Annotated in this window: 25 protein-coding genes; 19 read left to right on the top strand and 6 right to left on the bottom strand. The window is 28.3% G+C overall.

What is annotated here, in order from left to right; translation table 11 throughout:
- Nucleotides 1-49 precede the first annotated feature (49 nt).
- Nucleotides 50-1,738 carry a hypothetical protein gene (locus HNR35_RS00990; protein WP_006433752.1) on the bottom strand — a complete coding sequence of 563 codons (1,689 nt, stop codon included), beginning with the start codon at nt 1,736-1,738 and terminating at the stop codon, nt 50-52.
- A gap of 190 nt (nt 1,739-1,928) precedes the next feature.
- Here HNR35_RS00990 and groL point away from each other — a divergent pair, with 190 nt between their 5' ends.
- The 6 genes from groL (at nt 1,929) to HNR35_RS00960 (ending at nt 8,144) form a co-directional block, all read left to right on the top strand.
- Nucleotides 1,929-3,566, top strand: coding sequence for a chaperonin GroEL (groL, locus tag HNR35_RS00985; protein ID WP_183223343.1), 1,638 nt, complete (start codon nt 1,929-1,931; stop codon nt 3,564-3,566).
- Between the two features lie 66 nt (nt 3,567-3,632).
- Nucleotides 3,633-3,929, top strand: coding sequence for a hypothetical protein (locus HNR35_RS00980; RefSeq protein WP_006433794.1), 297 nt, complete (start codon nt 3,633-3,635; stop codon nt 3,927-3,929).
- Between the two features lie 13 nt (nt 3,930-3,942).
- Nucleotides 3,943-4,257 (top strand): preprotein translocase subunit YajC, encoded by a 315-nt coding sequence (yajC, locus tag HNR35_RS00975; RefSeq protein ID WP_006433719.1) that lies wholly within the window; start codon nt 3,943-3,945, stop codon nt 4,255-4,257.
- A gap of 75 nt (nt 4,258-4,332) precedes the next feature.
- Complete coding sequence (gene secD / locus HNR35_RS00970) at nt 4,333-6,093, top strand: protein translocase subunit SecD (RefSeq protein WP_183223341.1); 1,761 nt, start codon at nt 4,333-4,335, stop codon at nt 6,091-6,093.
- Complete coding sequence (gene secF, locus HNR35_RS00965; RefSeq protein ID WP_183223339.1) at nt 6,077-6,976, top strand: protein translocase subunit SecF; 900 nt, start codon at nt 6,077-6,079, stop codon at nt 6,974-6,976. The genes secD and secF overlap by 17 nt, the downstream gene beginning before the upstream one ends.
- 25 nt (nt 6,977-7,001) lie before the next feature.
- On the top strand, nt 7,002-8,144 hold the full coding sequence (locus HNR35_RS00960) for a hypothetical protein (protein WP_006433659.1): 1,143 nt from the start codon (nt 7,002-7,004) through the stop codon (nt 8,142-8,144).
- Here HNR35_RS00960 and HNR35_RS00955 read toward each other — a convergent pair.
- Nucleotides 8,141-8,971: a DnaJ domain-containing protein gene (locus HNR35_RS00955; protein WP_183223336.1), complete on the bottom strand. Its 831-nt coding sequence runs from the start codon at nt 8,969-8,971 to the stop codon at nt 8,141-8,143. The two genes, HNR35_RS00960 and HNR35_RS00955, sit on opposite strands and share 4 nt — an antisense overlap.
- Before the next feature lie 97 nt (nt 8,972-9,068).
- On the opposite strand from HNR35_RS00955, the gene psgB reads away from it, so the two are divergent.
- Nucleotides 9,069-10,202: a HemN-related non-iron pseudo-SAM protein PsgB gene (psgB, locus tag HNR35_RS00950; protein WP_183223334.1), complete on the top strand. Its 1,134-nt coding sequence runs from the start codon at nt 9,069-9,071 to the stop codon at nt 10,200-10,202.
- Here psgB and rpiA read toward each other — a convergent pair.
- Nucleotides 10,189-10,875 (bottom strand): ribose 5-phosphate isomerase A, encoded by a 687-nt coding sequence (gene rpiA, locus HNR35_RS00945; protein WP_006433720.1) that lies wholly within the window; start codon nt 10,873-10,875, stop codon nt 10,189-10,191. The genes psgB and rpiA overlap by 14 nt on opposite strands.
- Nucleotides 10,876-11,019: 144 nt before the next feature.
- Here rpiA and gpmA point away from each other — a divergent pair, with 144 nt between their 5' ends.
- On the top strand, nt 11,020-11,766 hold the full coding sequence (gene gpmA / locus HNR35_RS00940; RefSeq protein ID WP_006433674.1) for a 2,3-diphosphoglycerate-dependent phosphoglycerate mutase: 747 nt from the start codon (nt 11,020-11,022) through the stop codon (nt 11,764-11,766).
- Between the two features lie 66 nt (nt 11,767-11,832).
- Here gpmA and lysS read toward each other — a convergent pair whose 3' ends face one another.
- Both lysS and era read right to left on the bottom strand, forming a co-directional pair.
- Complete coding sequence (gene lysS / locus HNR35_RS00935) at nt 11,833-13,404, bottom strand: lysine--tRNA ligase (protein WP_183223332.1); 1,572 nt, start codon at nt 13,402-13,404, stop codon at nt 11,833-11,835.
- 72 nt (nt 13,405-13,476) lie between these two features.
- Nucleotides 13,477-14,349, bottom strand: coding sequence for a GTPase Era (era, locus tag HNR35_RS00930; RefSeq protein WP_183223330.1), 873 nt, complete (start codon nt 14,347-14,349; stop codon nt 13,477-13,479).
- A 112-nt stretch (nt 14,350-14,461) separates the two neighbouring features.
- On the opposite strand from era, the gene HNR35_RS00925 reads away from it, so the two are divergent.
- Genes HNR35_RS00925 through HNR35_RS00915 form a run of 3 tightly spaced genes read left to right on the top strand, consistent with a single transcriptional unit; the run spans nt 14,462 to nt 15,707 of the window.
- Nucleotides 14,462-14,818, top strand: a complete 357-nt coding sequence (locus tag HNR35_RS00925) for a hypothetical protein (RefSeq protein ID WP_006433732.1) — start codon at nt 14,462-14,464, stop codon at nt 14,816-14,818.
- A gap of 9 nt (nt 14,819-14,827) precedes the next feature.
- A complete protein-coding gene (locus HNR35_RS00920; protein ID WP_006433777.1) occupies nt 14,828-15,238 on the top strand; it encodes a hypothetical protein in 411 nt (136 codons plus the stop codon).
- Nucleotides 15,239-15,257: 19 nt separating this feature from the next.
- Nucleotides 15,258-15,707 carry a DUF192 domain-containing protein gene (locus HNR35_RS00915; protein ID WP_183223328.1) on the top strand — a complete coding sequence of 150 codons (450 nt, stop codon included), beginning with the start codon at nt 15,258-15,260 and terminating at the stop codon, nt 15,705-15,707.
- Between the two features lie 8 nt (nt 15,708-15,715).
- Here HNR35_RS00915 and HNR35_RS00910 read toward each other — a convergent pair whose 3' ends face one another.
- Nucleotides 15,716-16,390: a hypothetical protein gene (locus HNR35_RS00910; protein ID WP_183223326.1), complete on the bottom strand. Its 675-nt coding sequence runs from the start codon at nt 16,388-16,390 to the stop codon at nt 15,716-15,718.
- Nucleotides 16,391-16,447: 57 nt separating this feature from the next.
- Here HNR35_RS00910 and HNR35_RS00905 point away from each other — a divergent pair, with 57 nt between their 5' ends.
- The 8 genes from HNR35_RS00905 to HNR35_RS00870 all read left to right on the top strand — a co-directional run bounded on the left by HNR35_RS00905 (nt 16,448) and on the right by HNR35_RS00870 (nt 25,085).
- Nucleotides 16,448-17,407 carry a glycosyltransferase family protein gene (locus HNR35_RS00905; RefSeq protein ID WP_006433673.1) on the top strand — a complete coding sequence of 320 codons (960 nt, stop codon included), beginning with the start codon at nt 16,448-16,450 and terminating at the stop codon, nt 17,405-17,407.
- The gene (locus HNR35_RS00900) at nt 17,400-18,398 is read left to right on the top strand and encodes an N-acetylmuramoyl-L-alanine amidase (protein WP_183223605.1); all 999 of its coding nucleotides are present in this window, start codon (nt 17,400-17,402) and stop codon (nt 18,396-18,398) included. Before HNR35_RS00905 ends, HNR35_RS00900 begins: the two co-directional genes overlap by 8 nt.
- Entirely contained in the window at nt 18,388-18,939 is a 552-nt protein-coding gene (locus HNR35_RS00895; RefSeq protein WP_183223324.1) for a flagellar filament outsheath protein, read from the top strand. Before HNR35_RS00900 ends, HNR35_RS00895 begins: the two co-directional genes overlap by 11 nt.
- A gap of 72 nt (nt 18,940-19,011) precedes the next feature.
- A complete protein-coding gene (gene flaA / locus HNR35_RS00890) occupies nt 19,012-20,037 on the top strand; it encodes a flagellar filament outer layer protein FlaA (protein WP_006433773.1) in 1,026 nt (341 codons plus the stop codon).
- A 68-nt stretch (nt 20,038-20,105) separates the two neighbouring features.
- Nucleotides 20,106-22,700 (top strand): chemotaxis protein CheA, encoded by a 2,595-nt coding sequence (locus HNR35_RS00885; protein ID WP_183223322.1) that lies wholly within the window; start codon nt 20,106-20,108, stop codon nt 22,698-22,700.
- 7 nt (nt 22,701-22,707) lie between these two features.
- A complete protein-coding gene (locus HNR35_RS00880; RefSeq protein WP_183223320.1) occupies nt 22,708-24,108 on the top strand; it encodes a CheR family methyltransferase in 1,401 nt (466 codons plus the stop codon).
- Nucleotides 24,109-24,119: 11 nt separating this feature from the next.
- Nucleotides 24,120-24,605, top strand: coding sequence for a chemotaxis protein CheX (locus HNR35_RS00875; RefSeq protein WP_004789896.1), 486 nt, complete (start codon nt 24,120-24,122; stop codon nt 24,603-24,605).
- Between the two features lie 39 nt (nt 24,606-24,644).
- Entirely contained in the window at nt 24,645-25,085 is a 441-nt protein-coding gene (locus HNR35_RS00870; RefSeq protein ID WP_002557259.1) for a response regulator, read from the top strand.
- Nucleotides 25,086-25,096 lie beyond the last annotated feature (11 nt).

Below are 25,096 nucleotides of genomic sequence, written 5' to 3'. Positions count from 1 at the left end.
TACCTAGGATAATTTTATACCCAGTTATTAATATTTTACTACTTATTATTTATTTATTTTCATATTTTTTTATATTAGTATAAAAAATTAAATTTTTTATTTTTGAATTCAGTCTTATTTTGTTATCGAAATTATTATTTAATGGTAATATCATTAAATTTAGCGTCTGAGAGTAATTTATTACATCTTGAATCTTGACTGTATTGTAAGAGCCCCCTATGTTTAAAACTAACCATTTTTTAGAATTTATTTTTTCAATTTTATAATTAATTGTATGAATGATTTGTTTTTCAACATTTAAAAAGCTTATAAAAAAATTGCTATTTTTGTCATTTCCTTTAGATATTAAAAATTCTGTACCATTAATGTAGCCTTTGGGATTGTTTTTAGTTATTATTATTTTTTCATAAGTATCAAGATCGCTGTATTTTGCTGTTATTTTTAAATTAGTGCCTTTTGTAATTTCAAAAACAGGTATTTCAAGGGCAGAGTATTCAAGAAGATAATCAGGATTACATTTTTTTAATGCTTTTTTATCTAGATCGATTTTAGAAGGCCATTTTATTTTAATAGATACAAAAAAGCTAGAGATAGTCTCATCTATAAAAAAATCAATTGTTGATTTTGTAGAAGAGTTAAAAGCTAAGTATTGTTTTATTCCTAAAATTTTTTCATTTGAGAAAGAAAATGAACTCTCAATAGATGCTTCTTTTATTAATTCTTTTTTTGATAAAATTTTAAAATAGGTTCTAGATGTGTTTAGAAATTCAACTTTTTTGTCTTTAAATTTTATTTTATTTAATTTTCCATTTTCGAATTTGATATTGTATTGATCATGAGATAATGTGAAGTTTCCCTCCATATTGTATTCCAGATTCTTAGGAGCAATAGATTCTGAATTTCTGACAATTTCTTCTTGGTGTTTGTTTATTAAAAATTCCCTTAAGCTTTTTTCATTGATTTGATAATCTTTGAGTCTTTTGTTTTGAAAATTTATTATTGGTTCTTGCTCTTTAAGAGAGTTGAATTTTGGAATTTCTAGTAGTTCGGTAGTAAGTTTTGATCCTGTTAGATTTTGTATTTTGATGCTGTGTAGGCTATTTTCTAAGGATTTCAAATAAAGTAAAAAATTTTTTAATTCTTGATTGTCATAAGTTTCTTTGATTTCATAAAAATAAATAAGAGTTTCTACATTGCTTTTTGTAGAATCTATTTTTTGGACTTCATATAAATATTGACAGTTGTTTTTATAAAATATTAAGTAAGTTTTATTATTTTTGCTCTGCCTTATTCCTTCTGTATAATTAAAATTAAGCTTTCTATAAAGCTCAGTCACTTTTTTCCTAAACTTTTCTATATTGTATATATATAACATAATAGGTGTATTTTGAAATATATCTTTGTATCCACTTTTAAATGGATTTTTTAGCGCCCAATACAAATCTAAATGTATTTCATCATGTAGCATGTATTCATGAGGGCTTCCGCTGTAAGTTCCAGGCATATATACATCCATATTAGTCTTAAATCTTTCAAATAGCCATTTATTTAATTCTTCATGTTCTCTTAGAATTTCAAAAAAGTATATTGGAAATGTCCAATGTATTTTGTAAGCTAACCGTTTGTGCTCAATTAAATATTTTATGTTTGATATTATTGATAACAGGTTATTCTCTGAAAATTTAGTTATTGAAATAATAATAATATAGGTTTTTGGGTTTTTTAGTTTTCTAAACATAAATTCTTTATCTTTATGATGTAAAGATCTGCTCAATATTTATATTATATAATAAAAATTTGTACTGGTTTTGTATATTTTGTATTTTTTGATATATGGATCAATACGCTATAGCGAATGTATTAAGTTTATGTTAATCTTATAATGTTAAATATAAATTATTTTATGTATAAAAAGGGGTAAAATTTTTATGGCTAAAGACATATATTTTAATGAGGATGCTAGAAAAAGCTTACTTAGTGGCGTTGAAAAATTATCCAATGCTGTAAAAGTAACTCTTGGGCCAAAAGGGAGAAATGTTCTTATTGATAAAAAGTTCGGTTCTCCAACAGTTACAAAGGATGGAGTTAGTGTTGCTCGTGAGATTGAGCTTGAAAATCCGTTTGAAAACATGGGAGCGCAGCTTTTAAAGGAAGTTGCTATTAAAACAAATGATGTTGCTGGTGATGGAACAACAACCGCTACTGTTCTTGCTTATGCTATTGCAAGAGAAGGTCTTAAGAATGTTTCTTCAGGAATTAATCCTATTGGAATAAAAAAGGGAATAGATCATGCTGTAAATTTAGCTGCTGAGAAAATTCGTCAGTCTGCAAAAAAGATTACAACAAAAGAAGAGATTGCGCAAGTAGCTTCAATTTCTGCTAATAATGACAGTTATATAGGTGAAAAAATTGCTGAGGCAATGGATAAAGTTGGAAAAGATGGTGTTATAACAGTTGAAGAGTCAAAAACTTTTGATACTACTATTTCTTATGTTGAGGGTATGCAATTTGACAGAGGATACCTTTCTCCTTATTTTTCCACCAATAAAGAGAATATGAGCGTTAGTTTTGATGATGCTTTTATATTAATATATGAGAAGAAGATTAGCTCTATTAAAGAGCTTTTACCAGTTCTTGAGAAAGTTTTAGGAACAAATAAACCTTTATTAATTATTGCTGAGGACATCGAAGGAGATGCTCTTGCTGCTCTTGTTTTAAACAGCGTTAGAGGAGCTTTAAAGGTTTGTGCAATTAAATCGCCTGGTTTTGGTGATAGACGAAAAGCAATGCTTGAGGATATTGCAGTGCTTACTGGCGGTGTTTTAATCAGTGAGGAGCTAGGTCTTACACTTGAGACAGTTGAGATTGAGCAACTTGGACAGGCTAAAACTATTAAGGTTGATAAAGACAATACCACTATTATTAATACTGGCAATAAAGAACAAATAAAAGAGCGTTCAGAGCTTATTAAAAAACAAATTGAAGATTCAACATCTGAATATGATAAAGAAAAGCTTCAAGAGCGTCTTGCAAAGCTTGTTGGCGGAGTTGCTGTTATTAATGTTGGAGCTGTTACTGAAGTAGAGCTTAAGGAGAAAAAACATAGAGTTGAAGATGCTCTTTCTGCAACTCGTGCTGCTGTTGAAGAGGGTGTTGTGCCTGGTGGGGGATCAACTCTTATTGAAGTTGCTATGTATTTAGATACAATAGATACAAGCAAATTAAGCTATGAGGAAAAGCAAGGTTTTGAGATTGTAAAAAGAAGTCTTGAAGAGCCAATGAGACAGATTATTTCAAATGCTGGTTTTGAAGGATCTATTTATATTCATCAAATCAAAACTGAGAAAAAAGGTCTTGGGTTTGATGCTTCTAGCTTTAAGTGGGTAAATATGATTGAGAGCGGAATAATTGATCCTGCCAAGGTTACAAGAAGTGCGCTTCAAAATGCTGCTTCGATTGCTGGACTTTTATTAACAACAGAATGTGCAATCACCGATATTAAAGAAGAGAAAAGTACTTCTGGTGGGGGTGGTTATCCTATGGACCCAGGAATGGGGATGATGTAAATTAAAGTTTCACCGGTGAATTTGTGTTTTTGCCGGTGGAATATTTTATTATTTAAAGGAATTATTTTGAGTGAGGATGAATTTGTTTTTTGTATAGGGTACGATTGTTCAAGAGCAATAGTAGATAGGCAGCTTTTAAGAGAAAATAAAGGTAAAAGCGTTAAAGAACTTTTTGAACTTGGGCTTTATAGGAGTGCTTTTAGTAAGGCCCTTTATAGAAATGACGATGCTCTTATTAATTATTTAATTGAAGAGTACAATAAAATAAGTAATTCTAATTATACTAAAAAAGACGACTTTAAGCTTTTATTTGGAGTGGTTTATCCTGATGATATTAATAAGATAAAAGTGACATACGTATAGTAAAGGAGGTTTTGTGTTTTTATTGCAAGAATTTAGCGGCAATAGTAGCTTTTTACGAAGTTTTTTAGTTTTTGTGCCTGTTATTGCTATATTTTGGTTTTTAGTGATATCTCCTCAGCGCAAGGAAGAAAAGAATAAAAAAGAAATGATAAAAAATCTAAAAAAAGGTGATAAGGTGTTAACAATAGGTGGAATTTTTGGAGTTGTAAAAAAACTAGGTGATACGGATGTTATTTTGGAATTAAGTCCAAATATTGAAGCAGTATTTATAAAAAACTCTATTGATAAAGTTTTGTCCGAAAAAAATGAAGTTAAAAAGGTATTATAAGGTATTATAACTTAAGGTAAAATTAGAACTGGTAGCTAATAATGGTATTTTTTAAAAATTTTAAGGATTTATATAATGAAAAAAGGATCTAAGCTTATATTAATATTGCTGGTGACGTTTTTTGCGTGTCTTTTAATATTTCCGACTTTAAAGTGGTATTTTTTTATGAGCATTGAGGATAAAAAAATAAGCTCATATTCGCAAGAGGCTTTAAGGGATTATTCAAAGAAAAAAGCTTTGGATGATCTTGTTAAACTTAAGGAATTGTATCATAAAGATCCCAATAGCAGTATTCCGGCTAGTATGTCTTATTTGATTCCAATAGCAAAAAATAATTATAAGTCTTCAATGAAAATCCCCCCTAATTTTTTTACTGCTAAATCTTTGCGTGAAGGATTTTTGACTGATTCGGATATGGGGGAAGTAAGTTTAGAGATTTATAGGCATTATGAAAACATAAAGAAGAGTAAAAGCAGAATAATACATCTTGGACTTGATTTGTCTGGAGGGATGAGTGTTACTATTTCTCTTGATTATTCAAGTGTTGAAAAAAAATTAGGGCGTTCTTTAAGCTTTGCTGAGAAAGAAGATGCTATTTATCGTATAATGCAAATTCTTAAGGATAGGGTAGATAGGTTCGGACTTACAGAGCCTAAAATTGCAAGAGAAGCTGGGGGAAATAAAATTTTCTTAGATATTCCTGGAGAAAAAGATGAGAGCAGGGTAAGTACTCTTTTGAGTGGGAAAGGCAATTTGACTTTTTATGTGGTTGATGACGAGTCAACATCTATTTTGCAAAAAAAAATTTTAGAAGCGGGTTCTCTTTTTTCTATTGCTGAAATTCAGGCAAATATGAATCTCCCGGATAGTAAACAAATTTTTCCTTGGTATGTTAAAGATCCGTATGGGGTGGATGATGAGTCATCAGTTCGTTATTATGTAGTTGATGTAAGTCCTGAGAATTCATTTGATGGTGCGCATATTAAAGATGCTGGGGTTTCTAATGATCCTAGAACAGGTCGAGATATTGTTGCTTTTAACCTTGATGTTGATGGGAGTGAAAAATTTTTTAAATTTACTCAAAAAAATGTTGGAAAGTCTTTGGCCGTTGTTATGGAAGGAAAAATTAAGTCTGTGGCGGGAATTGGATATGCTATTACTGGTGGCAATGTTTCAATTCAAGGCGATTCTTTTGATAAAAAAGAGGCTTTAGATCTTGCGTTAGTGTTTAAAACCGCAGCTTTTCCAGTTGAGATTAAAATAGATGATTTGAGAATAATAGGACCTACTCTTGGTGCTAAGACTATTGATCTTGGTATTAAGGCTTCTGTGCTTGCTCTTTGTTTGGTTTTTTTGTTTATGTGTGTTTATTATGGATTGAGTGGCTTTGTAGCTGGGTTTTCACTTGTTATTTATAATGTATTTTTAATTTTAGCAATATTGTCGGCCTTTAATTTTACGTTAACTTTAACAAGTATTGCAGGTCTTATTTTGACAATGGGCATGGCTGTGGACATAAATATAGTCATTTATGAGAGAATTAAAGAAGAAATTAGAGAAGGCAGAAAATTTGAAAAAGCTTTTGAAGATGGTTTTAAAAAAGCCTTTTTATCTATTATGGATGCAAATATAACAACATTTATTGCGGTTCTTTTTTTAACTCTTCTTGGAACTGGAGTTATTCAAGGTTTTGCATGGTCTCTTTCTGTTGGAATTGTGGCATCCCTTTTTAGTAGTTTGATTTTTTCAAGATTTATTTTGGAATTTATCATATCTGTTAGAAAAAGCAAATTTATAAGTATATCTTGGAGTTCAAAATATGCAAAGAGTAATTAATTTTTTAAAATATGGAAGCAATGTTTTAATTGTTAGTGTTATTTTGACTTTGATTGGGCTTATTTATACTTTTTTTTATCATGGTGGATACAATTGGGGAATAGATTTTTCTCCTAGAGTTAATATTAATCTTTCAATAGAAAAATCAGATATTAAAGAAAATGAAATTAAAAAAATATTCTCCCCGATTTATAAGGCCTTAGAGGTTAATAGCATTTTTTCGTCTAATAAGAATAAAAGTGAATTTTCCATTATGGTAAAGTCAGATATCATTGATTATGCTTTTAAAACAGAAGTGCAAAAAACAATAATTGATGAACTTAAAAAAGCATTTAATGTTAATATTGAAGTTTTGGATTCTTATTTTATTGATTCAAGTTTTTCTTATACTTTAAGAAGTAAGTCAATATTTTTAGTATTAGGAACATTTGGTCTGATTTTGATTTATATAACTTTAAGATTTAAGCTAAGTTATGCTCTTGCTTCTATACTTTCAACATTTCATGATATATTTTTTATAGCTGCTTTTTTAGGAGCATTTAGAATAGAGATTAATAGCTATATTATTGTGGCAATATTAACGATTATCGGGTATTCTTTAAATGACACAATAATTATTTTTGATAGGATTAGAGATAATGTTAAGCGATTAACCGACAATACATTTTTAAATGTGTTAAATATAAGTATTAGTCAAACTTTATCAAGGACTGTTTTAACATCAGTTACAACATTTGTTGCAGTATTTTCTATTTATGTGTTTACTGAAGGGCCTATAAAAGATTTTTCTTTAGTATTTATGGTAGGGGTAATTGTTGGAACTTATTCTTCTGTGTTCATAGCGTCTCCAATACTTTTAAATCTGTATAAAAAGATAAAGTAGAACTTGAATAAGATGATATTGTGACATGAAGTTTTTTGATTTTGGTTCATTAGGATTTTATAGATTTTTTGATTTTCAAAAATATCTTAATTTTAGCATTTTTAGGTATAGTTTAATAAACTATTACTCTTATCGAGAGCAATCAAGTCTTATTAATGATGCCAATTTGCTTAAAGATAAGCTTGTGTTTTTGGATAAGATTTATAGAGATTTTAATCCCAGCGTCAGTAAATCTTGGGATGCTAATAAAGCTATTTTTTTAGATACTTTGCTTATTATTAAAAATTTGATAAGGAAATATCATCCCCATTCAGAATTTTTAGATATTCAAGAAGATGAATTATTAGAAGATGTTTCCCATTTTAATAAATTTTTAGATAAACTTAAATATTTAAATTTTAGGGTAGATCTTAAACAAAAAATTGAAAATTTTGAAAAAAAGAGCAAAGCCCCATTTTCTTGTATAAGAATTGCTACGTTCTTTATTCAAGAAGAATTTTTAGTGCGACTTAGTAATTCGTTGGATTTTTTTTCCAATGAGGCTAATAGTAATAATTTAGATGTAATTAATAAAGAAATTAATGATTATTATGAAAAAGTAGAGCAAATTAAAAAAAGTACTAATATTAAAGAAACTCATAAAAAATTTATTATAGACCATACAAAAGATAGAATTGATAAAATTATGAAATATCATAGTCTTGACATTTCTAAACTTCTTATAAAAATTGCTTTGCTTGAAATTACAATTCAATGTTTTGATAGTTATTATTTAAATTTATTGGAAATTTTACAAATTCTTTTATCTATCAATAATATAATTGAGATTGGTTTAAACGAATTACCAGACGCTATTTTTAATGAGTGGAATGAGCTTATTTATTTACGAAGAAAAGAGTTTCAAAAATTTGTTTTAATTTCCGATTATGTTTTTCAGAAAAGGATTGTATCTACTATAAATTCTGGAAATTGGAAATTTGCTTTTTTTACTCTTGCTCCCCGACAAGGGGATGTTTTTCAATTTTCGGTGGATATTGTCAAGAATTTTGATAATATTGAGGATGGAATCAAAGAATACGAGTCTAAGATAAATAAATTTAATGAATATAGGTTAGGGTGGGAGGCAAATTTGAAAAACTTTGGTCATTTATTTTCAGAAACACTTTAACTGTATATCTCTTTTAATCTTTCGTAAATAATTTTTACTTCGTTATTTATTATTTTGGGAATTTTTACTATCAAAGTGACTTTAAGGTCTCTTTTTGAGCTGCTTCCAATTATAGGCATTCCTAGTCCTTTTAAGTTTAGAATTTCTCCATTTTTTGCGTCCGAAGGAATTTTAAGTTTTATTTTTTTCCCCTCAATTGTTTCAAATAATTTTTCGCAACCCAAAGCCATTTCCCATGGATAAACTTCTATTGTTGTTTCTAAGGTTTTTCCATTTAGTTTAAATTTTTTATAGTTTGATATAGTAAATTTAACTATTAAGCTTTCCCTTATTCCGGAAATTGGGTTAATAGGTCCTTTGTTGTTTATTTTTATTTTAGTTGTTTCTAATGTTCCTTTTGGGATTATTATTTCGATTTTTTTATTGTTTATAAGTAGTATTTTTTTACTTCCCATATAAGCATCATAAAGTGAAATATTTACAGTTATTTCTTTGTCTGTTGTTCTTCTTGAAGATCCACTAAAGATTTTAGAAAAAAAATCTAAATCTTCAAAATTGCTAAATCTCGAGCTGCTAAATTCTCTTTCAAAATGGTCGTTATTGCTGTTAAAATTGGTGCTACCTAAAGTGTCGTAATTTCTTTTTTTATCAGGAGAAGATAAAATTTCATAAGCCTCATTTATTTCTTTAAACTTTTCTTCAGCTATTTTGTTTCCTTTGTTTTTGTCCGGGTGATATTTTATTGCCAATTTTTTATAAGCTTTTTTAATTTCTTCATTACTAGCATTTTTTTGTATTCCTAGTACATTATAATAATCTTTGGTCATTAAAAAATCTCCTACAAATCCCCTTTATTTATTATATTTTTTAATATTTATACTTTATATATGTTATAATTAAACTTAAATTTTTAAAAGACCAATTATGATAGTAGATCTTTTACCTCTTATCGAGTTAAGTCTTTATATTAATATGTCATTTTGTTGTAAAGATTTTAGCATTTTTAATAGAATTTTAGAGGAATTAAAATATCATTTAACCTTATTAGATCATCCAACTATAAAAACACTGTACATTAAGCATCTAGACTTTTGTTTGTGTAGCCAGAATGATTTAAAATTTATTTTTACTTCTTTATCCAAATATATTAATTTGGCTTTATTAGAAGAATTTACTTTAGAAATGATTCCGGGGTATGTTGATTTTGAAAAATTTAAACTTTTAGATGAATTTTGTATTACTCGAATTAATCTTGGTGTTCAAAGCTTTTCTTTAAAATTTAGAAAGATTATGGGAATTCCTGAAATTTCTTATGAAAAAATGAATATTCTAATTAACAATATTAGAAAATTTCCTTTTGATTTAAGTATTGATATGACGATTAATATGCCTTTGCAAACAAAGTCTTATCTCAAGTTTGATTTAAAAGAATTGCTCTTGTATATGCCTGAGCATATTTGTTTTAGTGATTTTATATGTGAAGAAGAAGGCTTTATTTTAAGAGATTTTAATAATAGTATTGATTCAGAAAAGCTGTGGTTTTATGCTTTAGAGCGTTTAGAATCTAATGGTTATATTAATTATGAAATTACTAATTTTGCGTTGAAAGGTCATGAGAGTAAACATAATAAGCTAAATTGGGAGTTAAAACCATATTTGGGATTAGGATTACACGCTGTAAGCTTGCTTTTCTGTAATGATAAGAATAATAATGTAAGGGCTTTGATTAGAAAAGATAGTGGTTTTGTTAAAGCAAATAATTACCCTGTAACGTTTAAATTGATAGAAGATTTAGAGTTTTTTATTTATCATTTTATTCAAGGGCTTGGAACCATTCAAGGTGTTAATTTACGGTCTCTTAGGCTTAAATTTGATTATAATGAAGAACAATTTTTTCAGTTTATTAATTATTGCTCAAATTTAAGTAGAAAGTTTGTTTTTGATAATAATATGTTGTTGTTAAAAGGGTATGAAAGGTTTAAGTTAGATTTTTATTTAGTAAAAATTATAAACTATTTTGATGATAACTTTTTTAAAGTGAAGTTCAGGCTTCCTTAATTTGTTTGTTTTGGTAATAAACTATTTTTGTGTTTTTATGATTAAATATCCCAATTTCAAGTATGCCTGGAAACAGTTTAAAGTATTTTTCTGCTCCTTCAGGATTTTCTACGTGCATTTTTACATCTAAAATATAATTATTATTATCAGTTATAATAGGTCCTTTTTTTTCGTTACAAATTCTTAAAGTTGTGTCTAAATTCATTTCTTCAAGTCTAGTCATAATAAAGCCAACAGCATTTTGGGCAACTTCTATTGGAATAGGCATTTTTGTTCCCAATTTTTTTACAATTTTTGTTTCATCTGCTATTATTAGCAATGTTTCTGAATTGTAAGCTATTACTTTTTCCATTAGATGTGCTCCCCCCATTCCTTTTATTAAGCTTTTTTTTTCTAATAGAATTTCATCAGCCCCATCAATTGCAATGTCTAGATTTTTGTTAAGCTTTGAAAAATTTGATTCATAAGGAATTTGTTCTTTTGAGAGTAAATATTTTGTATCGTTACTTGTTGTATAGAATTTTAAATTTTTTAAGTTACCCGATTTTAGCTTTTCGATTAAATATTTTATTGCATGATAAACAGTTGTACCTGTTCCGATTCCAAGGTTCATATTGCTTTTAATGTAGTGATCAATTGCGTATTTTGCTACCAAAATTTTTTGATTTTCCATAATTTTTTCCTTGTTTGAATTAATTTAAAGCCCAATGTATTTTAAAGTATATCATTATTTGATTAAGGTTTAAATCTTGACTAGATTTTGTGCTAATTTATAATTATTAGTATTAATAAGTAAAATAATATGCTAGGAGATTTTATGTATAAATTAGTTTTAGTAAGACATGGAGAGAGTGAGTGGAACAGAGAAAATCTTTTTACTGGGTGGACAGATGTTAAACTTTCTGATAAGGGTATCGATGAGGCTATGGAGGCTGGTTTGCTTCTCAAGCAAGAAGGTTATTCTTTTGATATTGCTTTTAGTTCTTTATTGTCAAGGGCCAATGATACTTTAAACATTATTTTGCGAGAACTAGGCCAATCTTATATTAGTGTAAAAAAAACTTGGAGATTAAATGAGAGACACTATGGAGCTTTACAAGGTTTAAATAAGTCGGAAACAGCTGCAAAATATGGGGAAGATAAAGTTTTAATTTGGAGACGCAGTTATGATGTGCCCCCGATGTCTTTAGATGAGTCTGATGATCGTCATCCAATAAAGGATCCAAGATATAAATATATTCCTAAAAAAGAACTTCCTTCAACAGAGTGCCTTAAAGATACTGTTGCAAGAGTTATTCCTTATTGGACTGATGAGATTGCAAAAGAAGTTCTTGAGGGTAGAAAAGTTATTGTTGCTGCTCATGGCAATTCTTTAAGAGCCCTTGTTAAATATCTTGATAATTTAAGCGAAGAAGATGTTTTAAAGCTTAACATTCCTACGGGTATTCCTTTAGTTTACGAATTAGATAAAGATTTAAATCCTATTAAACATTACTATTTAGGTGATGAAAGCAAGATTAAAAAGGCAATGGAATCTGTTGCTAGTCAAGGAAAGTTAAAGTAATGGCCTTTTGGTATTAAAGTGTTAATAAGTCATATTAATTATGACTTATTTATTTTTTTTATTATTTTAAGGTTTAATATATTTACTTGTAATCTTTTCAAAACGATCAATGCCAATTATTTTGATAAATCCGGCTAATTTTGGCCCTTTTTCTTTATCGATTAAAATTTTATAAATTTGTTTAAAAAACAAAGCGGGCTCTATATTATTTTCTCTTGAAATTTTATATATTTCGTTTTGAATGTCTTGCTCTGTAGCAACTTCAAAATTTTTCTTTAAAAAATCTAGAAGTTCATTAATTGCTTTTTTGCTATTTTCTTTTAATATTTCTATATTATCAAATTTATCTCTTAATGAAAATTTAAAATCTTCGGGCGCAAAATCTCTTACCCAATTAATTACACATTTGATTTTATTGATTAGTTTATCTTTTTGATCTTCTTGAACGTTTTTCAAGTAATCTAAAATTTTATTTATATTATTTTCGAATATTTGGCAGATTACACTTAAATGTCTAAATCCTATTTGATAAGGTATTCTTTTACTTGGCATGTATGGTTGAGATAGCTCATAAATTCTTTTAAATGATCTTTTTTTTTCTTCTTTTATATCTTCTACACCATAGTAAATTCTCTCAAACCTGTCGTAATCTTCGTATATTTTAATTACGTCAAGATCAAATGAGATCGAAAATTCAGTATTTGGTCTTGTAGAGGCAAATAAAAATCTTGTGACCTCAGGTGTGTAGACTTCAAGAACATCTTTGAGCGATATGACATCTCCTGATGAGGAGGATATTTTTCCGCCACGTCCTTTTATTGAAATAAAGTCATATTGGAATGTTACAGGAGGATTGCCTTGAAAAATTTTTACAATATTTTTAGATGTATCAAAACTACCACCGCTACTGTGGTGGTCTTTGCCTGCAGGTTCAAAGTCAACTTCTTCATACTTCCATCTCATAGGCCAATCTATTCTCCAGGGAAGCTTAATGGCCCATGTAGTTCTTATATCTAGAGATTCTTGGTTTCCACATTCACATGAGTACTCAACAGAGTAATGGTTGTCATAATTATTTACAGTTGTTGTATCTCTATTACACTTTGTACAAAATATACTGATTGGATACCAATTTTCTTCAAGCTTTGAAGTTCTATATTCGTTTAATGCCTCAGACAGTTCTTTTTTATGATTAAGTGCAAATTTTATTTGACTTGCATAAACGCTGTTGGTATATTGTTTACTTTGGTCGATGAATTCGGGATTGATCCCTACTATGGGTAAATATTTTTCAAATTCAATTTCATTAGCTCTTGCATAACTTGTTTTGTGGTTTCTTGTGTCAGGCACTCTTGTTATTGCTTGCCTTAAATAGGTTGTAAGAAGTTCTTGTTCTGGCATATTTTTGGGAACTTTTCGAAATACATCGTAATTATCCCAAGAATAAATAAATCTTACCTTTGACCCAGAATCTTTTAAAGCTCTTGCTACAAGGTCTACCGAGATAACTTCTCTAAAATTACCAATGTGCACAGTTCCAGATGGAGTAATTCCAGATGCTACTGTGTATAAGTTTTTTGGACCTTTTTCTTTTTTTATTTTTTCTGCGTAAAAATCTGCCCAGTGTGCTGTCTTCACATTTTATTCCTAATCCAAATTTTAGCATTTTATTTTTCAAGTTTCAATAATTTAGAAAATCGCAATTATATGTTAATTTATGAGTCTTTTTATTAGTTTGTCTTCTTTATTCCAATTTTTTTTTAGTTTTACTTGGAGAAATAGGTTGCATTTCGTTTCAAAAATTTTTGCAATTGTTTTTCTTGCCTTTTCTCCTATCGATTTTATTTCTTTCCCGTTTTTTCCTACAACGATTCCTTTTTGACTTTCATTGGCTACAAAAATATTTGCCCTAACAAAAAGACCCTTTTTTTTATTTTCTAGGGTATCAATATCCACATACAAAGAATAAGGAAGTTCTTCTTTTAAGTTTTCAATAGCCTTTTCTCTTATTATTTCGCTAATTCTAAAATTTATTTTTTGATCTGTGTAGTATTCTTGTGGATAATAAAGTGGGCCTTCTGAAAAATTTTCATAAATTTTATTTTTTAATTCTTCCGTGTTAATTTTTTTTTCAGCAGATATCTTAATTATATTACTATCTTCTATTTCTTTTGCTTTTAGAAATTGTGTTATTTCTTTTATTTTTGTATTTTTAAGATCAACTTTATTAATTAATACTAAAAATTTAACTTTAGAGTTTTTAATTATTTCTAGCATTTTATTTTCTTCCTCTCCAGGTTTGTCTTGGATGTCGATCATGTATAAAATAAGTTCAACTTCTCCTATTGAAGAGCGTATGTTGTTCATCATTGCAATATTAAACTTTTTTTTACTTAGATGAAATCCTGGTGTGTCTATGAAAATAATTTGTCCTCGGTCATCTGTAAAGATTCCTTTTATTTTATTTCTAGTTGTTTGTGGAATAGGGGATATGATTGATATTTTATGTCCGCATATTGAATTTAAAAGAGTAGATTTTCCAGTTGATGGTCTGCCAAGTATTGCTGCAAATCCCGATTTCATGTTTTAGCATTCCTTAAATATGTGATATTCATTCATTTTTTTATTATAATTAATTATATAGTATTTTATATACTTTATTTTTAAATAAAATTTAAATTTGAGGAATTTTAGTTTGGCAAAGGTAAATTTTGAAGTTTTTTGCGAGCAATGCGGTGAAAAAGTTGGACTTAATAGGACTATTTGCCCCAATTGTGCTGCTAAGCTTGGTGATATCGAATGTCCAAATTGTCGGCATGTAGGTCCAGTTTCTGCTTTTGGAGAGGGTTGCCCTAATTGTCATTATAGTCCTTTTCAAGAGCTTAAAGAAAAACCCTTTAAAAGAAAAGAAAGAGTAAGAATGGTGGGTGATGGAGTAGTTTCTAAAGTCTTTATAAGACTTTTCCATTTTGGGATTAATGTTAATGTTTTACTATATTTATTCTCAAGTTTTTTATTTGTTATACTTTTTCTTTATATTGTTTATGGCTAAAGGCTTTGTATGGGTGTTACAGTTTTTTATTTATTTTCTATTTTTACATCTTTTGTTATGGGTTCTAGCATGGAGTCTGTTAAAGAGAATATTCTCAAGAGTACTATTTTTTATTATGATGTTGAAGAAGTTGAATTTCCTTATGCTAGAAAACAGACTTTGCAATTTATTGCTAAAACGCATTTAAAATATGCTGTTTTTAATTTTGACAAAAATAAAATGTTTTCATACACTTTTGTTTTTGATAAAAAATTAATATCCCAGTATTCAATTTTCATTGAGGTAAAGAAAAAGTTTGGCGAGGCTACACTTGTAACACCTTTAAATTATTTATGGGATCTTGGTGAATGTATTATTGTTTTAAATAAAAATATTTTAAGAATGACTTTAAAATCTTATATTTCAAATTATAATAAATGATTTTAAATAAGGTTGATAATTGGAAAATATTTTAAAACGGTTTTTATATTTAGTTTTGTCGATGTCTTTTTTATCTTTTGCAGATCATTTTTATGATAAAGAAGTTGTGATAAACGGGGTTAGGTTTTTTGTAAAAATAGCAGCTAATGAATTTGATAGAGCAAAAGGATATATGGGTACTGAAAAAGTTGAATATGGAAATGGAATGCTTTTTGTTTTTAAAAAGGAACAAAATTTATCTTTTTGGATGGAAAATACACCTTTGCCCCTTGAAATAGCTTATATTGATTCAAATGGAATTATTAAAGAGATTTATGATTTAGAACCATTCTCTAGGGCAAATGTTAATTCTCTTTATAAAGTAAAATATGCTCTTGAGCTTCCAAGAGGCTCATTTTCTAAATCTCAAATAAAAATAGGTGATAGGGTGTATTTTTGCTTTGATATTAATTCTTTATCAGTAGAATGACTTTGAAATTATTGGGCTTTAATTTCTTGTAGTTCTTCTTCGATTTGATCTTCTTTAAGTTCATTTTTATTAAATTCTTTTGTTGAATTTATTTTTTCTTGATTTAAAGCGGGCTGTTCTCTTGATGTTTTATTTGTATTGTTATTTGTTTCATTATTATCAATGTTTTCGTTACTGGTTGTTATTATTTTTTTGAAAATAGTTATTGTTGAGGCGATTTCGTCAATTGCATCAAGCAAAAGTGTTTCGCTTGCAAATTCTTCTGCTTTTACAATATATACTAAAGAGTTAAGCCCTTTTTCTGCATTATGAATGATTTCCCACGATCCGAGTACTCTGTTATTATAGCTGTCGCTCATAAGAGAGTCAGATATTTCTTTAATTTTTTGTGTGTTTACATCAAATACTTTGACAATTCCAAATATTTCTCTTATTTTTGAATTTTTATATAAGTTTAGCCTTGATCTAATAATTACTTCTTCTCTTTCGTTATTGTTTATGTTTTTAAATGCTATAAAGTCATTCTCCGAGTCTATTTTATATTCGATTTTGTTTTTATCTAAAAATTTTTTAATTCTCTTGTCATACTGTATATTCTTATGGTTGCAAGAAATGAGTGTAAAAATGATAATAATCATGCTATAGAATAATGTATTAATATTCATTATTCTTGGAATTAACATTGTATTATTTGACATATGATTATTATAATTTAATTGCGAGGATTTTAAAAGTAATTTATGCGTCTTCAAGGTAGCGGTTATTCATATACTGTTATTCAATCTAAAAATAATTATTCACAAAAATCTTCTTTTGGAATTTCTTTTGTAATATTAAGCAGAGGAACAAAAATTTTTAGAGAAGATTTGTTTGAATTTTTATCCAATTTTGACTTTATAAGAGAAATAATTTCAATTGAAAAACAGAGCAATAGAAGTTCTTTGCAGTTTATCTCAGAAAGTTATGGTAAGTTAAAATTTATTTTACTCTCTGATGATTTGAATTCTGGAGAAAAGGTTAATTTGGCAATGAAAGAATCCAGCTGTGATTTTGTTTTTGTTTTGCAAAGTGACATGTACTTGTTAAATCCTTTTTGGATTCCAAATATATTTGATGAAATAGTCAAAAAAAATGTTCTTCTTGTTGGTGGTGAATTTTTCGATAAAGAAGAGGAGATAATCCCTTCAATTTTTCTTCCCAGCATAGATAAACAGCAAAAGTTTAAGGTAATTTTAGTAAATTCTGAGAAAGACTACGAAAAAACTTTGATTACCATGGATTATTGTGGACTTTATTCTAAAGAGAAGTTTTTACAGCTTGGGGGTTTTGACGGAAGGATTCAAAATGAATATTTTCAAAGAATAGATTTTGGACTAAGAGCTGTTTATTTTGGAGAACATGTTTACATTTATAGAAAGTTGAGAATTCAGTATACTGCATTAAATTCACCAGAAAATTTGACCAAAAATAAAAGTTTTTTAATTTTTTTGCTTAAAAATTATGTCCCAATTTTTGTTGGAAATGGCGTTGTTTTTTCTTTTTTGAGGTTTTGTAAAATTTGTTTAAAATACAAAATTAATCCTTTTCTTTTCCAAAAAGAGTTTAAGGAAATAAAAGGAGAGATTACTAAAAATAGCTTAAGATTCAAAGGAGACTTAAAGAGTGCCATCGAGCTTTGGGAAAATGATATTATTGATTGATTTATTTTTGCTTTCATATTTAAGCTTATATTCCAAGACTTCTGATTACTTAAATGTTCTTGATTTTTTTGATGCTAATGTTTTTAGGTTTGATTTTAACATTGAAAATGATGTTTTTACAATTGAAAATGATAAGGGATATTTAAAATTTAGAGTAGGTTTTGAATATGCGCTTACATCTTCTGGTTATTATATGTTTGTAGATCCAATTATTGATATTCGTGGAGAAATTTTAATAAGCCAAAAGGTATTAAAACAAATTGAAAATTATTTCAACTCTCTTAAAAGTTATAATAAACCCAGAATTACTTCAATAATCATTGATCCTGGACATGGCGGACATGATGCTGGTGCGGTTGTGACTTTAAAAATAAATGGTTACGATGTTGTGCTTCAAGAAAAAGATTTTGCATTAACCTATTCTATATTTTTGTCTAAAATTTTAAGTAATTATTTTGTAAATAAAAATATTTTGTTAACTCGTATAAATGATGTTTTTTTAACTTTAAAAGAGCGGTCGGAATTTGCAAATGCAATAAAGCCAAATTTTCCAAATAATGTTATATTTTTATCCATGCATGCTAATGATGCTCCAAATAATGAAGCTAGGGGGGTTGAATTTTGGTATCTTCCCAAGGACTCAAAAAGAGAGGTTATTAAAGATTTTAAAGGGTATGATATTAAGGGTAATAGATACTTAAGCGAGCTTAATGATATACTAGATATTAAATATAAATATGAATCGAAAAGATTGGCTGAAATTTTATATAAAGTGTTTAAAAATGAGTTAAGTGAAACTAATATTAGGCCAATTAGAGAAGAGCAATGGTTTGTAATAAAAAATAGCAGTATGCCTGCTGTATTGATTGAAATGGGATTTTTGTCCAATATTTTAGATGCTAAATTGATTTTGGATTATAATTACATGAGCAAGTTTAATATCCTAATACTTAAATCTTTGATGGAATTTATAAATTTTTATGAAAAATAATATTTCGGATATATTTTTTAAATATAATACAGTGATTTATAAATTTTTTAATTTGAAAAAAGAGTATATAGTTAGATTGCTTTTAGGGGCTTTGGCAGCAAGCTTTTTGTTTTCTATTTGTATGGTTTTTTTAAATTATGACAATCTTTTTTCAAGAAAGGTTTTTTATTTTTATTCTAGCAAGGGCTTTGTTGCTAATTTAAGATATTTAAGAGATGAAAAAAATTTAAAAGATAATTTAGATCTTTTAGTAAAAGATTTTCTTTTAGGGAGCAATGAAGGGTTTTCTTTTGGATTTTTATTAAGTGATGTAAGATTTTTATATTCTTTTTTGCAAAATGGAATTTATTACATAAATCTTTCAAGGGAATTTTATGATTCTTTTAATAACGGTGATTATAATGAATCTTATGAATCTTTTGATGTTAAGGTTAATCTGTTTGCCATGTCTTTAATAAAAACAATACGCTTTAACTATCCCGGCAAGGCAAAAAAGCTTGTTATTCTTGTTGAAGGGTGTATGCTAAAGGAGCAAAGTTGATAAATTTAAGTTTAATAATAACAATTAAAAAACAAAAATTTTATAAGAGGTATATATAAGGAGTTGGTTTATATGAAGAGGAAAGCGAAAAGTATTTTATTATTTTTATTATCCACCGCTCTTTTTGCTCAAGAGAGTGATGGGTTAACAGAGGGCTCTAAAAGGACAGAGCCTGGAGAATTAGTTTTAGATTTTGCCGAACTTGCAAGAGATCCAAGTTCAACCAAGCTTGATCTTACGAATTATGTTGATTATGTTTATTCAGGTGCTTCTGGTATTGTTAAGCCGGAAGATATGGTTGTAGATCTCGGGATAAATAATTGGAGTGTTTTACTTACTCCTTCTGCAAGGTTACAAGCTTATGTTAAAAATTCAGTTGTTGCACCCGCTGTTGTTAAAAGCGAGTCGAAAAGGTACGCGGGGGATACTATTTTAGGAGTAAGAGTTTTATTTCCAAGCTATTCTCAATCATCTGCTATGATTATGCCGCCGTTTAAAATTCCTTTTTATTCAGGGGAAAGTGGGAATCAATTTTTAGGCAAAGGCCTTATTGATAACATTAAAACCATGAAAGAGATTAAAGTATCAGTTTATAGTTTAGGCTATGAAATAGATCTTGAGGTTTTATTTGAAGATATGAATGGCATGGAGTATGCTTATTCTTTAGGGACTTTAAAGTTTAAGGGGTGGGCCGATTTAATTTGGTCAAATCCTAACTATATTCCTAATATATCATCTAGAATAATCAAAGATGATGTTCCAAATTATCCCCTTGCTTCAAGTAAAATGAGATTTAAGGCTTTTAGAGTTTCAAAATCACATAGTTCAAAAGAACAAAATTTTATCTTTTATGTGAAAGATTTGAGAGTTCTTTATGATAAGTTGAGTGTTTCAATAGATTCTGATATTGATAGTGAATCTGTATTTAAAGTTTATGAGACTAGTGGGGCTGAATCCCTTCGAAAATTAAAGGCACATGAAACTTTTAAAAGAGTTTTAAAGCTTCGAGAAAAAATTTCTATGCCTGAAGGTTCTTTCCAAAACTTTATAGAAAAGGTTGAGAATGAAAAACCTAAAGAATCATCCTCAAATAATTAGGTTTGAATTAATAAACAAAGCTGGCCTAAAGGGTTAGCTTTGTTTATGAAATGTTAATAGGAAATGGTATGGAAATATTAGATTTGGAAAATGAAGAGCTTTTAGGAGTTTTTTTTGAAGAGGCTCAAAATCTTGTAGATACCCTTGAAGAGAATATCATGTCATTAGAGGATGATCCTAATAATTCTGATACTATTGATGAAATATTCAGAGCAGCGCACACTTTAAAAGGAAGTTCTGCTTCTCTTGATATGATGGAGCTATCTGATTTTACTCATATTGTTGAAGATGTTTTTGATGCTATTAGAGATGATAGAGTAAATATAAACAATGATCTTGTTGATTTGCTTTTAAATTCATTAGATGTTATTAAGGAAATGCTTGCACTTCGCCTTGATGGCAAGGTTTATTTGAATGATATAAGTGATCTTAAAAGCAAATTAAGGCAATTTTTATCAATTGATGATCAACCTTATATTAAGAAATTTAAAGAAAATTCAATTAAAAACAATTTTTGTCTTTCAAGGTTAGATCTTGAGGAGATAAAAGAGGGACTAGGAATTGGACAAAAGGTTTTAAGGATTAGTGTTATTTTTAATACAAGTAGGGACTTTGAAGTTGACAATGGTGGATTGAAAATATTTAATATTTTAAGAAACTTAGGGCCTGTGTTACATACAATTCCTAAATATGAGCAAATAATCCAAGATAAATTTTTAACAAGAGTAGATTATTATCTGATATATTCAGATATAGAGGGTGTGAAAAAAAGTTTAGACCCTTCAAGTTTAATTGCAAGCTATTTGGTTGATGAATTTAATGTAGAAGAAGAATTAAAAAAGTTTGTAGATAAAAAGATTAAAGATGTTGATTTAGATTCTAAACCTGTTTTAAATGATAGTTTAGATTTTACAGAGAACGAGATTTCTGATTTATTGCTTGAGGTTGAAAATCAAAAGTTATTTAAAGTTAGATTATATTTTGTAAAAGACAACCCTATGGCTACTATTAGTGGGCTTCAAATGCTTCAGGCATTAAAAAGCCTTGGAAAAATTTTCAAGTCTATTCCAGATTCTAGTGAATTATTGGCAGATAAATTTTTTAATTTTGTTATATATTACCTAATATCAAATGTCAGTGCAGACAGTATTGCTAAAAAGATTAATTTGCCCGATGTTGTTAGTCATTTTGAAATCGAAAATATTGATTTAGAATTTTTAAAAAATGTAAGTCTAAAAGAAGGCGATGAATTGCCTACTAAAGTAAATAAAAGTATTAAGAAGAACAATCCAATTAGTGTTAATTTAATTAGAATAGATAGTAAAAAAATAGACTACATATTAAATCTTGTCAGTGAGGCTGTAATAAGTAAATCATCTTATAATCAAATAAATTCAGAGATGATTACATTATTTTATAATTTTAATTATTTTTATGATTATCAAGAAAGTTTTCAGAGAAACTTTTTGATTGATTTAAAGATAATTTTTAAAGATGCAGGTTTAACATTAGAAGATGAGATCGAATCCCATATTAATTCTTTAATGAGTTTTAAAATGGAAAAGTCTCTTAATGATATATCTGAATTGAGAAATTCTTTTTTTAGACTTCTTCAAAACTTTAAAATGACTTCTGGACGGCTATCTAGAATAATTACGGATTTACATGAGAGTGTTTTAAAGACCAGAATGTTACCAATATCTAATATATTTTCAAGGTTTACAAGAGTTGTTAGGGATCTTTCAAAAAAATTGAATAAGATTGTAAATCTTAAAATGGAAGGAGAAGAAACTGAGCTTGATAAATCCGTTATAGATGACCTTGTAGATCCTTTGATGCATTGTGTTAGAAATTCAATGGATCATGGACTTGAAACAGTTAAAGAGAGGGTTAAAAAGGGAAAGAGTAAAGCGGGTACTATAATTTTGCGCGCTAAGAATGAGGGTAGTGTAATATCAATTGAGATTGAAGATGATGGAATTGGTATAGATCCAAAGATTATTAAGCGCAAATTAATCGAAAAGGGAATAATAAAAGAAGGCGCAATTTATTCCGATTTTGAACTTATTAACTTGATTTTTACTCCAGGGTTTTCAACAGCGGTTCAAGTGACAGATCTTTCAGGTAGAGGTGTTGGTCTTGATGTTGTAAAAAAAAGTATTGAAAAGCTTAATGGAACTATTTTAGTAGAATCAGAAATTGGTATTGGAACAATTTTTAAAATCAAGCTACCATTGACATTAGTGATTATACAAGGCCTTTTGGTAAAGTCGGGGTCTGAGACTTATGTTATTCCTTTAAACAATGTTCTTGAAACTCATAGAATAACTGAGCATGATATAAAATTGCTTGAAAATTATCATGAAGTTTATAATTTAAGAGACGAAATCATTTCTGTTCTCAGGCTTGATAAACTTTTCAATATAACAAGAGATGATTCATTAATAGAGAAATTTTTAATAGTTGTTAATATTAACAACATAAAGACCGCAATTGTTGTAGATTCTATTCTTGGTGAAGAAGATTTTGTGGTAAAGCCTATTAAGGATAAATTTTCATCAAGCGCGGGTATAGTTGGAGCTACTACACTTGGTAATGGTAAGGTTGTATTAATAATTGATGTTTTTAAACTTTTTGATTTAAAAAAGGATACTAAGGAGTGAATCTCTTGTGCAGATAAAAGAAATTTATTTTGGATCCAAAATTCTAGATGATAAAAATAGTAATTCTAAATTGACCAATTTTGATTTTAAGGTTGTTTCTTTTGAGCTTGGTTCGGATCATTATTTAGTAGATATTATGCAGGTTAAAGAAATTAGAAAATCTAGTAATTTTACTTATGTTCCGAATGCTAAAAAATATGTAGCTGGGCTTGATAATTTGAGAGGTGAGATAATTCCTATTATAGATCTTAGAATAATGTTTAATTTGGAATTTAATAAAAAAGATCTTGAAGATATTATGGTCTTAAAAAATGAAGACCTTCTTATAGGGGTTATTGTTGATAAAATTAATAATGTTTTTTCAATAGATTCTAGTCTTATTCAAGATCCGCACCCAGTTTTATCTCAAGATTCTTTGATAAACTATATAAAAGGTGTTGTAGATTATAACGAAAAGCTTTATATACTCCTTGATGTTTTTAAAATTTTTAATTATGGCGAAGAGGAAAAGGTGTTAACCTCCGGTCAAAATTTTGTTGAAAAAACCGATTTTGTAGGCGATTTTGATGATTTAGATATGCTGGAGAATTGTAAAGGCAGTTTATCTAATAATGTTTTTTTAAAAAATAGTAATAACAATGATAATTTAGCTGCAAATAATATTGCGACTTTTAATTTGGAAAATATTAAAAAAAATCTTTCGAAATTTTCGTTTAATGCTTCTTTAGTAAATGATGTGTTTTTAGAAAAAGTTGGAGTAAAATTTAATATGGTTGATACTGATTGCTTGCCTTACGATAGTTTTTTAAATGAATTTTATTCAAAATCATCAGGAAATCTGTGGGGAGCTGATTGTTTGGAAGAATTTCAAAATGAAATTGTTAAGAATCGCTTAAATTTTATGGAGAATTTGAATTCTATTTTTAATGTATTAGAAATTGGTTGTGGTAATGGACGAGAGACCATGGCCTTGGTTAATGCTTTGTCTGAGTATTATGTAGGATCGTTTAAGTTGACAGCTATTGATAATGATTTATTAAAAGTGGTTGAAACTTCTAGGTTGATTTTTTCGGAGTCAGAAATTAGTATTAGTGAGATTTATCGTAGGAACTCTTTTGAACAAAGTCCTGGGATTTATAAATTTAAGTCAGAAATTCTCAATAATGTTTTGTTTGAATATTCCGATGCTCTTTTTTCAGATTTGCCTGGCAATTTGGGAATGGTTTTTTTAAAAGATGTTTTATGTTTCTTAGGCAGTGAAGATCAGATTTCAATGTTGAATATCATTGCTTCCAAAACTATTAAAGGGGCTCTTTTGGTTTTAGGAGATAACGAAGAACTTAAAAATAATGATATTTTTATAAAAGAAAAATCCACAAAATATTTTAACTTGTACAGGAAAGTCTAAAGGAGAAATTAATGAGAATAGATTATATAGAGCCGTTTTTGGATGCCGCTTCTTCTGTTTTAAGAGATATGTTGCTTGTTGAGAATATAGAAATGGGTAAACCAGGGCTTAAATCGATAAATCAAAAGATAAAAGGTGTTTCTGTAATAGTGGGACTTGCTGGATCTGTTGAGGGCAGTATAATTATTGATATGGATATAGAAACAGCCCTTTTTGTTGCTTCTAAGTTAAATTTTGAAGAATATTGTGATTTTGATGATGAGGAAACAAAAGAGATGGTTGCTGCAACTCTTACTGAAGTTGGCAACATTATTGCTGGAAATTTTGTTACTACTTTGCATGCCAAAGGTTTTGTATTTGATATAACTCCACCAGCTTTTATTTATGGAGAAAATATGAAGATAAGTAATAAAGGTTCTGAGGCTTTAATTGTTCCTTTTTCTTTGCCTGATGGTAAAATTATAGAAGTTAATATTGCAATAAGAGAGAGGGTTTGATATGAAAAAAATTCTTTTTATTAGAAAAGGGAGGTTAATATGATCCAAAAGACCACAATTGCTGCAGATTCTTCATCTAAACCTAGAGGAATCAATTATGATACAGGTATTCCCTTTAATGTTTTGATTGTTGACGACTCTGTTTTTACCGTAAAGCAGCTTACACAAATTTTTACATCAGAGGGTTTTAATATTATTGATACAGCAGCTGATGGAGAGGAGGCTGTTATAAAATACAAGAATCATTATCCTAATATTGATATTGTCACTCTTGATATTACCATGCCCAAAATGGATGGAATAACCTGTCTTTCTAATATTATGGAATTTGATAAAAATGCTAGAGTGATAATGATATCTGCTTTGGGTAAAGAACAATTAGTTAAAGATTGTTTGATAAAAGGAGCTAAAACATTTATTGTTAAACCATTAGATAGAGCAAAGGTTCTTCAAAGAGTAATGTCTGTGTTTGTCAAATAACTTGTTTATAA

It is taken from the genome of Borreliella spielmanii (assembly GCF_014201705.1).
Lineage (GTDB): Bacteria > Spirochaetota > Spirochaetia > Borreliales > Borreliaceae > Borreliella > Borreliella spielmanii.
This window is presented reverse-complemented; position numbering and strand designations above follow the sequence as displayed.

Coding starts and splice junctions, on each gene's coding strand:
- HNR35_RS00990 (WP_006433752.1), bottom strand. CDS start 1,738: ATGTTTAGAAAACTAAAAAACCCAAAAACCTATATTATTATTATTTCA.
- rpiA (WP_006433720.1), bottom strand. CDS start 10,875: ATGGAAAATCAAAAAATTTTGGTAGCAAAATACGCAATTGATCACTAC.
- HNR35_RS00920 (WP_006433777.1), top strand. CDS start 14,828: ATGGGTGTTACAGTTTTTTATTTATTTTCTATTTTTACATCTTTTGTT.
- HNR35_RS00955 (WP_183223336.1), bottom strand. CDS start 8,971: ATGACCAAAGATTATTATAATGTACTAGGAATACAAAAAAATGCTAGT.
- groL (WP_183223343.1), top strand. CDS start 1,929: ATGGCTAAAGACATATATTTTAATGAGGATGCTAGAAAAAGCTTACTT.
- HNR35_RS00870 (WP_002557259.1), top strand. CDS start 24,645: ATGATCCAAAAGACCACAATTGCTGCAGATTCTTCATCTAAACCTAGA.
- HNR35_RS00960 (WP_006433659.1), top strand. CDS start 7,002: ATGAAGTTTTTTGATTTTGGTTCATTAGGATTTTATAGATTTTTTGAT.
- HNR35_RS00875 (WP_004789896.1), top strand. CDS start 24,120: ATGAGAATAGATTATATAGAGCCGTTTTTGGATGCCGCTTCTTCTGTT.
- HNR35_RS00910 (WP_183223326.1), bottom strand. CDS start 16,390: ATGTTAATTCCAAGAATAATGAATATTAATACATTATTCTATAGCATG.
- era (WP_183223330.1), bottom strand. CDS start 14,349: ATGAAATCGGGATTTGCAGCAATACTTGGCAGACCATCAACTGGAAAA.
- psgB (WP_183223334.1), top strand. CDS start 9,069: ATGATAGTAGATCTTTTACCTCTTATCGAGTTAAGTCTTTATATTAAT.
- secD (WP_183223341.1), top strand. CDS start 4,333: ATGAAAAAAGGATCTAAGCTTATATTAATATTGCTGGTGACGTTTTTT.
- gpmA (WP_006433674.1), top strand. CDS start 11,020: ATGTATAAATTAGTTTTAGTAAGACATGGAGAGAGTGAGTGGAACAGA.
- HNR35_RS00885 (WP_183223322.1), top strand. CDS start 20,106: ATGGAAATATTAGATTTGGAAAATGAAGAGCTTTTAGGAGTTTTTTTT.
- HNR35_RS00895 (WP_183223324.1), top strand. CDS start 18,388: ATGAAAAATAATATTTCGGATATATTTTTTAAATATAATACAGTGATT.
- flaA (WP_006433773.1), top strand. CDS start 19,012: ATGAAGAGGAAAGCGAAAAGTATTTTATTATTTTTATTATCCACCGCT.
- secF (WP_183223339.1), top strand. CDS start 6,077: ATGCAAAGAGTAATTAATTTTTTAAAATATGGAAGCAATGTTTTAATT.
- HNR35_RS00905 (WP_006433673.1), top strand. CDS start 16,448: ATGCGTCTTCAAGGTAGCGGTTATTCATATACTGTTATTCAATCTAAA.